At 74.5% G+C, this 11067-nt stretch carries 8 protein-coding genes, 1 pseudogene and 1 riboswitch; of the genes and pseudogenes, 4 read left to right on the forward strand and 5 right to left on the reverse strand.

What is annotated here, in order from left to right; translation table 11 throughout:
- Positions 1-62 precede the first annotated feature (62 nt).
- Positions 63-899 carry a C40 family peptidase gene (locus ACFU5G_RS26005; protein ID WP_377251314.1) on the reverse strand — a complete coding sequence of 279 codons (837 nt, stop codon included), beginning with the start codon at positions 897-899 and terminating at the stop codon, positions 63-65.
- Between the two features lie 2 nt (positions 900-901).
- Positions 902-1069: riboswitch (cyclic di-AMP (ydaO/yuaA leader) on the reverse strand.
- A gap of 195 nt (positions 1070-1264) precedes the next feature.
- On the reverse strand, positions 1265-2614 hold the full coding sequence (locus ACFU5G_RS26010; RefSeq protein ID WP_377251316.1) for an FAD-binding oxidoreductase: 1350 nt from the start codon (positions 2612-2614) through the stop codon (positions 1265-1267).
- A gap of 242 nt (positions 2615-2856) precedes the next feature.
- On the opposite strand from ACFU5G_RS26010, the gene ACFU5G_RS26015 reads away from it, so the two are divergent.
- The gene (locus tag ACFU5G_RS26015; protein ID WP_377251318.1) at positions 2857-3615 is read left to right on the forward strand and encodes an SDR family NAD(P)-dependent oxidoreductase; all 759 of its coding nucleotides are present in this window, start codon (positions 2857-2859) and stop codon (positions 3613-3615) included.
- A gap of 12 nt (positions 3616-3627) precedes the next feature.
- On the opposite strand, the gene ACFU5G_RS26020 is transcribed toward ACFU5G_RS26015, so the two are convergent.
- Complete coding sequence (locus tag ACFU5G_RS26020; RefSeq protein WP_377251320.1) at positions 3628-4173, reverse strand: hypothetical protein; 546 nt, start codon at positions 4171-4173, stop codon at positions 3628-3630.
- A 197-nt stretch (positions 4174-4370) separates the two neighbouring features.
- Here ACFU5G_RS26020 and ACFU5G_RS26025 point away from each other — a divergent pair, with 197 nt between their 5' ends.
- From ACFU5G_RS26025 to ACFU5G_RS26035, 3 genes are read left to right on the forward strand one after another with little or no spacing between them, the layout of a single operon-like run.
- Complete coding sequence (locus ACFU5G_RS26025; protein WP_377251322.1) at positions 4371-6410, forward strand: serine hydrolase; 2040 nt, start codon at positions 4371-4373, stop codon at positions 6408-6410.
- Positions 6411-6413: 3 nt separating this feature from the next.
- Positions 6414-7787 carry a sensor histidine kinase gene (locus ACFU5G_RS26030; RefSeq protein ID WP_377251324.1) on the forward strand — a complete coding sequence of 458 codons (1374 nt, stop codon included), beginning with the start codon at positions 6414-6416 and terminating at the stop codon, positions 7785-7787.
- Positions 7788-7795: 8 nt separating this feature from the next.
- Positions 7796-8461: a response regulator gene (locus tag ACFU5G_RS26035; RefSeq protein ID WP_377251326.1), complete on the forward strand. Its 666-nt coding sequence runs from the start codon at positions 7796-7798 to the stop codon at positions 8459-8461.
- 62 nt (positions 8462-8523) lie between these two features.
- On the opposite strand, the gene ACFU5G_RS26040 is transcribed toward ACFU5G_RS26035, so the two are convergent.
- Positions 8524-9996 carry a flavin-containing monooxygenase gene (locus tag ACFU5G_RS26040; protein ID WP_377251328.1) on the reverse strand — a complete coding sequence of 491 codons (1473 nt, stop codon included), beginning with the start codon at positions 9994-9996 and terminating at the stop codon, positions 8524-8526.
- Positions 9993-11067 (reverse strand): annotated as a pseudogene (fbiC, locus tag ACFU5G_RS26045) (7,8-didemethyl-8-hydroxy-5-deazariboflavin synthase); the annotation flags it as partial. The gene ACFU5G_RS26040 and the pseudogene fbiC, both read right to left, overlap by 4 nt.

The raw sequence follows: 11067 nt of genomic DNA on the forward strand, positions 1-11067 counted from the left end.
CACCGAGACGGTGCGGGCCCTTCGCGTGGGGAGCCGGGGTCGGACGGGGCCGACCCGTGGCGTCAGCCGATCCGGAGGTAGACCGGGCTGTCCTGCCAGACCTTGGACTCCCGGACGGTCTGGCCGGGGACCGGGGCCTCGATCTGCATGCCGTTGCCGGCGTAGATGGAGACGTGGCCCGGGGACCAGATGATGTCGCCCGGCTGCGCCTCGGCGGCCGAGACCTCGGTGCCCGAGTAGCGCTGCTGCGCCGAGGAGTGCGGCAGGGTGATGCCGATCTGGGCGTAGACGTAGGACGTGAAGCCTGAGCAGTCGAACCCGGCGGGGGTCGAGCCGCCCCAGACGTAGGGGACGCCGATGTACTGCCTGGCGATGTCGAGGATCTTGGACCCGGAGGAGGCGGCCGGCGCTGCGGCCTTCTTCACGGTCTTCTCGGCGACGGCCTTGGTGGTCTCGGCCTTGGCGGGCGCGGCGGCCTCGACGACGGGTTCGGGCTCCGGCTCGGGTTCGGGCTCCGGCTCGGGGGCCGGCGTCACCTTGATGGTGCCGGTCTCCAGCGTGAACTCGCTCGCGGCGGCGACCTTCACGGCCGGGGCGGTGTCCACCTTGGCGGTGGTCAGCGCGGCGGTGGCCACCTCAGCGGTGCTGGACTCCTGTGCGGCGTCGTGCACCGCGTCCTTGACGGCCTTGAGCTCGGCGGTGGTGGCGCTGGGCTCCTCCGCCGGCGCGGCGTTGGCCGGGGCGGCGAGCAGCGAGACGAGGAGTCCCGAGCCGGCTGCGACGACCGCGCCACGGCGGGCGGTCGCGGAGATTCCACGTGCCGCGGCACGCGAGAACGGGGTCAGCGGGGTGATCGGCGGGTGGGCAGCACGATGGCGCCCGGGCGTGCGTGTACTCACGGCATTTCTCCCGGCGCCTACGAGGTGAGCTGTCGGATTCGGATCGGAGAATGACCCGGCCGCGTCGTGCTGGTTGCGGCTTCACCCCAAGGGCACCTGGCGGTGCCCACGTACTTGGTTCCCCCGTCCCTGTCATCTGTTCAGAGCAGATCTCGCGGCGGTGACAGGGCTCGGCGTCCACCTCGAGTGCCCGCGGAATTCCCCGGGGGCCGGACCGACCGTAACCAACCTCGGCCCGAAAGTCACGATCGCGTTACGGACGACTCGGGCAGGCGGCGGAGCTATTGACCGTAATGTCCGACCTGCGCTAAAGCGGTGGGCGCCGCCCGGATTCCGGACGGCGCCCACCGGGCCGAAGGTCCCGACTAGGACATCCGTCCAGGTCGCACATTGTGGTTGCGGGCGAAGAGATTGCTCGGGTCGTACTGCTCCTTGACCATCGCGAGCCGCTCGTAGGTCGGCTTCGGGTAGACGGCTGTGACGTCGGTCTCATCGGCCGTCGTGAGGAAGTTCGCGTACGCGCCGCTGAGGTACGGGGCGAGCCGGCCCCACAGCCCGTCGAGCACCGGCCTGGCGGCCTCGATCACGGGAGCCGGGCCCGCGGTGAACGTCGTGACCATGAGCTCCGCGCCCCGGTGGGCGTAGGCGGTGGCGTCGCTCGGCACCCGGGACACCGCGCCCCCGAGGCTGCGGATCGAGATCGACGGCGAGCCCGCCGACGTACCGGTCTCGGCGAGGATCCGCAGGGCCTCCGCGACCGAGTCGCGGTCCACGAGCCCGTCGTGCGCCACCACGTGGATCCCGGGCGGCGGCGTGCCGCCCTCCACCAGGACGTCCGCGTAGGCGACCGGCTCGACGTCGTCCTCGAGGACCGTCCCCAGCCGGCGGATCGGGTCGAGCGCCGCCGCGGCAGCGTCCGGGTCGTCGCCGTCGAACGCCACGTGGACCTCCACCGGGGCCTCCGGCCCGCCCGTGAACGGGTTCGCGACGTTCGTGATCGAGGTGAGCTCCTCCGGCGCGGTGCGCAGGTAGTCCGCCCAGCCCTGGAGCACCGTCGCGGCCTCCGCCGCGGGGAACGTCACCTTGCCGAAGAAGACGCGCGTGGTCCGGTGCGCCGCGAACTCGAACGACGTCACGACGCCGAAGTTGCCGCCGCCGCCCCGGATCGCCCAGAACAGGTCCGGGTGCTCGTCGGCGCTCGCGGTGACGACGCCGCCGTCGGCGGTGACCAGCTGTGCGGCCACCAGGTTGTCGAGGGCCAGGCCGTGCTTGCGGACCTTCCAGCCGATGCCGCCGCTCAGCGTGAGCCCGCCGACGCCGACGCTCCGGGTGTCGCCCGAGGAGATCGCGAGGTCGTGCGGGGCCAGCGCGTCCACGACCTGCCCCCAGTGGGCGCCGCCGCCGATCCGCACGAGGTGCCGCTCGGCGTCGACCACCTCGATGTCCGCGAGCTCGCCCAGGTCGATGACGATGCCGCCGTCGTTGGTGCCGAAGCCCGGGAAGCCGTGGCCCCCGCCGCGGACCGACAGGACCAGGCCCGAGCCCGCCGCGAACCGGACGGCGGTCTGCACGTCCTCCACGGTCTTGGGCCGCAGGACGTAGGCCGGGCTGCCCGCGACGAGCCGCGAGCGCGCCGCCGACTCGTAGTCGGCGGCGCCCGGCTCGATGATGTCGCCGCCGAAGTCGCGGCGGAGGGTGTCGAGTGCTGAGGTCATGACGTTTCCTTCCAGGCTGGGGTGCCGAACGAAGGATTGACTCGGCGGGCCTCGAAGATGTGACCGGCAGTGCGTGTGGCCTGGCTCACGCCGCCCCGGGCGCGCCGGCGCGCGCCGTGGTGTGCTGGACGGGGCTGTCTGTCTCCTCACATCATGCCGATGCATGTAGTCGCCCGGAGCAACCATGGGATATGACTGGAGGAGACGGCAGGTGCCGTCCGAACCAGAGCAAGGAGAGCACGATGACGAGGGACCGGTTCCAGGGCAAGGTAGCGATCGTCACGGGAGGCGGCAGCGGCATCGGCGCGGAGATCTCCCGCGAGCTCGCCGCCGAGGGGGCCTCCGTGGTCGTGACCGACATCAAGCTGGAGTCCGCGCAGTCCGTGGTGGACCAGATCGTCGCGGCCGGCGGCACGGCGTCGGCCTTCGCGCAGAACACGGCGCAGGCCGAGGACTCGAAGGCCGCGGTGGACTTCGCCGTCGAGCAGTACGGGGCGCTGCACCTCGCGGTGAACAACGCGGGCATCGGCGCGCCGCCCGCCAAGATCGGCGAGTACGACGTCGCGGCCTGGGACCGCGTACGCGCGGTCGACCTCGACGGCGTCTTCTACGGCCTGCGCTTCCAGCTGCCCGCCATGGTCGCCGCCGGCGGCGGTGCGATCGTCAACATGGCCTCCGTGCTCGGCTCGGTCGGCATCGCGGAGAACGCCGCGTACGTGGCGAGCAAGCACGCGCTCGTGGGCCTGACCAAGGTGGCCGCGCTGGAGTACACGGAGCAGGGCGTGCGCACCAACGCCGTGGGCCCCGGCTTCATCGACACCCCGCTCGTGCGGGCCTCGCTCAGCCCGGAGGCCCTCGCCGCGCTGGAGAACGAGCACGCCACCAAGCGGCTCGGCACGGACAAGGAGGTCGCGGCGCTCACGCTGTTCCTGCTGAGCGACGAGGCGTCCTTCATCTCGGGCAGCTACCACCTGGTCGACGGCGGCTACTCGGCGCACTGACCGTCCCGGGGCTCAGACCCCGTCGGCGGGAGCCGGTACCGGAGCATCCTCCGGTGCCGGCTCTTCTGCTTCCTTCTTCGTGCCCGTCGCGGACCGGTCCTTCCTCGTGCCGTCCTCCTCCTTGAGGATGGGCATCCCGCTGACGAAGAACGTCGTGACGAGCGTCAGCAGGATGGCGAGCACCCACAGGGTCCACCGCAGCACGGGCCAGACCGGGAGCGTGCCGAGCAGCCACAGCCCCCAGGCCGCGCCGCCACCGATGAGGACGACGATCACCACCCCGATCACTCCGCCCGCGTCGACCTTGCGCCGCTCCCGCTGCCGTTCCTCGCGTCCGGACACCGCGCGGCGCGCCGTGCGGACGGCGAGCTGGTTGAGCGCGTCCTCGAGCGCGTCCTTGCCCTCGCCCTCGGGCATGTCGCGGTGGATCGCGACCAGCCGGTGCAGCCTCCGCTCGGCACCCGGCAGGACGCCGACGAACGAGACCACCGCCGACAGCACCGCGCCGAGCGCGGGCAGCCCCACCGACAGGATCGACACCATCTCCGAGGTGATCACGGCGCAGAGCCTATCCACGTGGGGGTGAGTTCCGCGCCCAGAAGTAGCAGGACGCCCCGGCGGCCTCCGCCAAAGGTCGTAGCCGGAGTGCCTGCCTGCGGGCGATGTGGTCGTGGCGCTCGGCAGACAGGCTGGTCACGTCCGGAAAAACACCCCCGGACCAGCCCGAACACCCGCCGAGCGCGAGGAGCGCGACGATGTTCTCGTCCCACGACCACACACCCACGAAGCGGCCCGACGGCGCCCCACCGCACCGCGCCCGGCGCGCCCTCGCCGCCCTCGGCGTCCTGACGGCGCTCGCCCTCGCCGGCGCGCCCGCCGCCACGGCCGCCGAGCAGCCGACGCCGCCCCCGCCGGTCGGCGCACCGGCCGGCGCGCACGACCTGGTGGCGTCCGACGTCGACGCCTGGCTCGACGGCCTGCTGCCGGCCGCGCTGGAGAGCGCCGGCATCGCGGGCGGCGTCGTCACGGTGGTGCACGACGGCGAGATCCTCACCACGCGCGGCTACGGCCACGCCGACACGGGCACCACGGGCGGCGACGCCGTGCCGGTCGACGCCGAGACGACCCTGTTCCGCCCCGGCTCCGTGTCCAAGCTGTTCACCGCGACCGCGGTGATGCAGCTCGTCGAGAGCGGTGACCTCGACCTCGACACCGACGTCGCGGAGTACCTCGACTTCGACGTGCCGCGGCGGTTCGACGAGCCGATCACGCTCCGCAACCTGCTCACCCACACGGCCGGGTTCGAGGAGGTCGTCGACGGCCTCATCGGGTTCGGCGACCAGCCGGCCGTGCTCCGCGACGCCCTGGCGCAGGACCCGCCCGAGCAGATCTACGCGCCCGGCACCGTCCCCGCCTACTCCAACTACGGCAACGCCCTGGCCGGGTACATCGTCCAGCGCACCAGCGGCATCCCGTTCGAGGAGTACGTCGAGCGCAACGTCTTCGCACCCGCCGGGATGACGTCGTCCACCTTCGAGCAGCCGCTCCCGGGCGACCTGACCGACCGGATGTCGAACGGGTACACCTCGGCCGACGCCGCCCCCGGTGGGTTCGAGATCGTCGGCGCCCCGCCGGCCGGCGCGCTCACGGCGTCCGCGCCCGACATGGCGCGCTTCATGCTGGCCCAGCTCGGCGAGCCCGGTGCCGGTGAGCTCCTGGAGCCCGAGACGCTCGACCTGATGCACTCGCCCGCGCTCGACGAGAGCACGCTGGGCAACCTCGCGGCCGCGCCCCGGATGGCGCTCGGGTTCTTCGACGAGAGCCGCAACGGCCACCGCATCATCGGCCACGGCGGCGACACCCAGTTCTTCCACTCGCACCTGCAGCTCTACCCCGAGGAGCGCACGGGCGTCTTCGTCTCGCTGAACAGCACGGGCACCAAGGGCTACGAGACCCTCGCCCTGCGCGAGGCCGTGCTGCAGGGCTTCACCGACCGCTACTTCCCGGCCGACGACGCCGGCACCGGCTCCGCGGACGCCGCCGTCGTCGACCAGGACACCGCCCGTGAGCACGCCGCGCTCGCCGAGGGCACCTACATCTCCTCCCGGGGCATGCAGAGCAACTTCCTGGTGACGCTCGACCTGCTCAACCCCACCCAGGTCACCGCCCGCGAGGACGGCCGGCTGCTCATCACCCCCGGCCCCGGCGCCGTCAGCCCCGCCCTGTACGAGGAGGTCGCGCCGTGGGTCTGGCGCGAGGTCGACGGGCAGCGCACCCTCGCCATGCGCGTGGCCGGCGGCCAGGTCGAGGGCATCGTCTACGAGGGCGCGTTCACACTGCTGCCGGGCGAGCCGGCGCGGGCCGCCGGCGTGGCCCTGCCTCTGCTCGGAGTCTCCGCGCTGATCCTGCTCGTGGCCGCCGTCGCCTGGCCCGTCGGCGCGATCCGGCGGCGCGTGCGCAAGCAGTCCCTGCCGGAGGGCACCGGGCGCGTCACCCGCATCCTGACCAAGGTCGCGGCGCTGGTCACCGTGCTCGCGCTCGTGGGCTGGGCCGTCGTCATCCCGACCGTGATGAGCCTGGAGCACGTTCCCGAGGCCTCCCTGCGTCAGCTCCAGGTGCTGCAGGCGCTCGGCGCGCTCGGCGTCGTCCCCGCCGTGCTCCAGGTCGTGGGGGCCGTCCGGCACCGGCACGGCTGGCGCCGTGTGATCGGCACCGCGCTCGTGGTGCTGGCCCTCGTCACGGTCGCCTGGTACGCCGTCGACCTCCACCTGCTCGCGCCGTCGGTATCGTACTGAGCCATGCCCACGACAGGCCGGGTGCCCGCCACGGACGGCCCCACGACGCTCCACGACATGATCGCCCCGGCTCGTCCCCGCCGGTTCGACGCACTGCTGAACCGGGTCGGTCTGACCACCCCGGTGGCGCGCGACGCCCTCCTGGCCGCGGCGGTCATCGTCATGACGGCGTCCCTGCTGGTCGCGCTGTTCGGGTTCGTGGTCGACGAGCAGGGCCTGACGATCGGCCCGGTACAGGGGGTGCTGCTGGCGGTCGCCGCGTGCGTCCAGGCGCTGCCGCTCGTCCTGCGCCGGGTCCGCCCGGTCCTGTGCCTCGGCCTCGTGGTGGCCTGCCAGGTGGTCATCACCGCGGTCTCGCCCGACGACCTGTCGGTCGGCGGCATCCCGCAGATCATCGCCGGCTACACGGTGGGCACGCTGCTGCCGGTCCGGCGGGCGCTCGCGGTGACGGCGGCGGCGGCCCCGGTCGCGGCGCTCGCCGCGGGGGCCACCGCCCTCGTCACCGGGAACGACCTGTTGGTGCCGGTGCTCAACCACCTCGCCTCGGGCCTGATCAGCTACGTGGTCAGCGCCCTGGTCGGAGCCACGGTCGCCACCCGCCGCGACTACACCGAGCTGGTCCGGCTCCGGGCTGCGGAGGTGGTGCGCACGCAGGAGGCCACCACGCAGGCGGCGATCTTCGCCGAGCGGTCGCGCATGGCCCGCGAGCTGCACGACGTCGCCGCGCACCACCTCTCGGGGCTGGTCGTGCAGGCGGCCGCCGTCGAGCGGCAGATCGACAGCGACCCGGAGGCCGCGAAGAAGGGCACCGCCTGGATCCGCGGCCAGGGAAAGGAGACGCTGGACAGCCTGCGGCTCATCGTCGGCGTGCTGCGGGAGCGGCCCGGCTCCGGCGGGCCGGGCGAGGACGCGCACGACGCGCCGCCGCCCGGGCTCGGTGCCCTCGACGACCTGGTCCGGACGGCGCGCACCCTCGGCGACACCGTGGACCTGGAGCGTGCGGGGCGGCCGCGGCCGCTGGCCCCCATCGCCGACGCCGCGTTCTACCGGGTGGCCCAGGAGTCGCTGTCCAACGCGCGCCAGCACGCGCCGGGCGCGCCGGTGCACGTCACCGTGCGCTTCGAGGAGCGGGAGGTGGCGCTGGAGGTCACCAACGAGCGGGCCGCCGGGCGAGGGACCGCGGGCGGCTCGGACCGGCGGGGTATGGGGCTGATCGGCATGGGGGAGCGCGCGCACCTCGTGGGCGCCACCCTCAGCACGGACACCATGCCGGACGGCGGCTGGCGGGTGCGCCTGGCGCTCCCGCTGCACCATGAGGTCACGACCACGGCGCCGGCGGTCTCGTCCGCGGCGCCCGCCGAGGGGGGACAGGAATGATCAGGGTCATGCTGGTGGACGACCAGGCGGTGGTCCGGGCCGGCTTCCGGTTCCTGCTGGAGCAGGCCGAGGACATCGAGGTGGTCGCCGAGGCGGCCGACGGCCCGACGGCGGTCGAGCTCGCGCGGCGGCACCACCCCGACGTCGTCTGCATGGACGTGCGCATGCCGGGCGGCGACGGGCTCGCCGCGACGCGGCAGATCGTGCGGGGCGGGGCGGGCGCGTCCGGGCCCACGCCGCCGGCCGTGCTCGTGGTGACCACGTTCGACCTGGACGAGTACGTGTTCGGCGCGCTGGAGGCGGGCGCGAGCGGCTTCATCCTCAAGGACTGCGAGCCCGAGGAGCTGATCGACGCCGTCCGCCGCCTCGCCGACGGCCACGGCCTCATCGACCAGGCGGTCACCCACCGGGTCATCACCGAGTTCGCGCGGCGCACGGCACCGCCCCGGTCGGCCGCGGACGAGGCGGCCGCCGCGGCCCAGCTCACGGCCCGCGAGGCCGAGATCGTGCGACAGCTCGCCCGCGGGCTGTCCAACGCCGAGATCGCGCAGGAGCTCGTGGTCGAGACGAGCACGGTCAAGTCGCACCTCGGCCGCGCCATGGCCAAGGTCGGCACGCGCGACCGCCTGCAGACGGTGGTCTGGGCCTACCAGAACGGGCTGGTCCCGGGCTGAGCCGGCTGCGCCGGGGCCGCGGCCGGGTGATCGGCAGAATGTCAGGTGGTCGGCACCCCGGACTACCGATCACCTGACATTCTGCCGACCGCCCGGATCACGTCCGTCCGCAGCCCCGCGACCTCGAACGGGGCCGGGTCGAAGGTGCCGAACCGTTCTCTGAACTCCACGGCCCGGCCCGGCCAGAGGAGGGTCAGGCGGCCCGAGCGCTCGTCCACGTACCAGCTCCGGCAGCCGCCGCGCAGCCAGACCGTCTCCGCGGCGCGCCGGTCCACCTCGGCGGTGTAGGCGGCCTCGGCCGCCGCGGAGACCTCCAGCGGCCCGCCGGTCGCGTCCAGGTGGTCGAGCGCGCCCAGCACGTAGCCGATCTGCGCCTCGATCACCTCCAGGGCCGAGTGGTGGCCGAGCCCCGCGTTGGGGCCGTCCAGCACGAACAGGTTGGGGAAGCCGTGCACCACGGTGGAGGCGTGGCTGGTCATGCCGCCGGCCCAGTGCTCGGCGAGCGTGCGCCCGTCGCGGCCCGTGACCAGGTGCGCGAACGGCGGCCGCGTGGTCTCGAACCCCGTGGCCAGCACCAGCACGTCCACCTCGTACCGCGCGCCCGACGCCGCGACCACCGTGGAGCCCTCGACCGCGACCGGCGCGCTCGGCTCCAGCGTGACGTGCGGCTGCTGCAGAGCCGGATACCAGTCGTCGCTGAACAGCGCGCGCTTGCAGCCCACCGCGTAGTCCGGGGTGAGCAGCGTGCGCAGCGCCGGGTCGGGCACCTGGGCGCGCAGGTGCGCCCGCGCACGCTCCGTCAGGTCGGCCTCGGCCCGCGTCCCCGCGACCCGGGCGTCGAACAGCCGCTCCGCCTCCTCGGCGAGCGCCGCGCGCTCGGGCCGCGGCTCCCCGGGCGCGTACGCCCGGTCGCCGCGCGGCAGCACCCACGGCGGGGTGCGCTGCAGCACGACGACGGACGCCGCCCGCCGCGCAATCTCCGGCACGAGCTGCACGGCGCTCGCCCCGGTGCCGACCACAGCGACACGCAGCCCGGCGGGCAGGTCCCGGTCCCACCGTGCGGAGTGGAACACCCGGCCCGGGAACGTGCCGAGTCCCGGGATCTCTGGCACGCGCGGCTCGCTGAGCCGGCCCACGGCCGTCGCCAGCACCCGCGCCGTGAGCGGCCCGCGCGACGTCGTCAGGCGCCACGCGGCGGCGTCGTCGTCCCAGCGGGCGGACGTGAGGTCGGTGCCGAGGCGCAGGTGCGGGGCGAGGCCCTCGGTGCGCACGACGTCGCGCACGTACCGGTGGATCTCCGCGCCTGGCGCGAACACCCGCGACCACCGCGGCTGCGGCAGGAAGGAGTAGGAGTACAGGGCGCTGGGGATGTCGCAGGCGACGCCCGGGTATACGTTGTCGCGCCAGGTGCCGCCCACGTCGTCGGCCCGCTCCAGGACGGTGAACCCGGTGCGCCCCGCGCGCCGCAGGCGCACGCCGAGCCCCACCCCGGCCAGGCCCGCGCCGACGACGGCGACGTCGAGCGCCGCCGTCACCCCACCTGCTCGTACGTGGTGGTGCGCTGCCGCACGGGCCGGCCGAGCTCGGCGGCCAGCCGGGTCACGTCCGCGACCGTGAGCTCGCGGCCCTGCTCGGGGCCGGCGTCGGGGTCGAGGACGCCGTCGAGCAGCACACCGCCCAGGTCGTCGGCGCCGCCCGCGAGCACCCGCTGCGCCCCGCGCATCCCGAGCTTGGTCCAGGCCGCCTGCACGTGGTCGATCCGCCCGGCGAGCAGGAGCCGCGCCACGGCGTGCAGGGCGCGGCTCTCGCGCAGGGTCGCCACGCGCGCGCCGGGCACCGGCACCGGCGACTCCGACGGGAGCCACGGCATCGGGATCAGCTCGGTGAACCCGCCGGTCGCGTCCTGGACCCGGGCCAGGGCACGCAGGTGCCGTACCTGGTCGCGGGCCGACTCGACGTGCCCGTACACGATCGTCGCCGTCGAGCGCAGGCCCGCGGTGTGCGCGGCGGTGACGAGCTCGATCCAGCGCTCCGCCGGGATGTCGGTGCCGCCCGTGAGCAGGCCCCGGACCCGGTCGTCCGGGATGCGCGCGCCCGTGCCGGGCACCGTGTCGACGCCGGCCTCGCGCAGCCGCTCCAGCCAGCCGGCCAGGGGCAGGCCGGCGCGCGCGGCGCCGTCGGCCAGCTCGGCGGGGCGGAACGCGTGCAGGTGCAGGCCCGGCCCGCCCCGCTTCACCGCCCGGGCCAGGTCGAGGTAGGCGTCGGCGCCCTGCTCGGCGGGCGGCAGCCCCTGCGCGCACACCTCGCTGGCGCCCAGCGCGACCGCCTCGGCGGCCAGCTCGGCGACCCGCTCGGGCGCGAGGCCCAGCGACGCGTCGATGTTCCGGTTCACGGCGTACGTCACGGCGTCGCCGACCCGCTCGCGGCGCACCTGGTCGGCCAGCGCGGCGAGGTCCTCGAGGTCCGCGCCGTCCGCGCCGAGCAGCTCGACCCAGGCGGCGTCGTCGGCCCCGCGGGGGTCCTTCTCGACGTCTCGCAGCAGCCCGCCCAGCCGCGGGCCCCGCCCCGCGACGCTGGTCGGGCTTGTCGAGACCCGGGTCTCGACA

Origin of the sequence: Promicromonospora sp. NPDC057488 (assembly GCF_042802395.1) — a bacterium.
Lineage (GTDB): Bacteria > Actinomycetota > Actinomycetes > Actinomycetales > Cellulomonadaceae > Promicromonospora.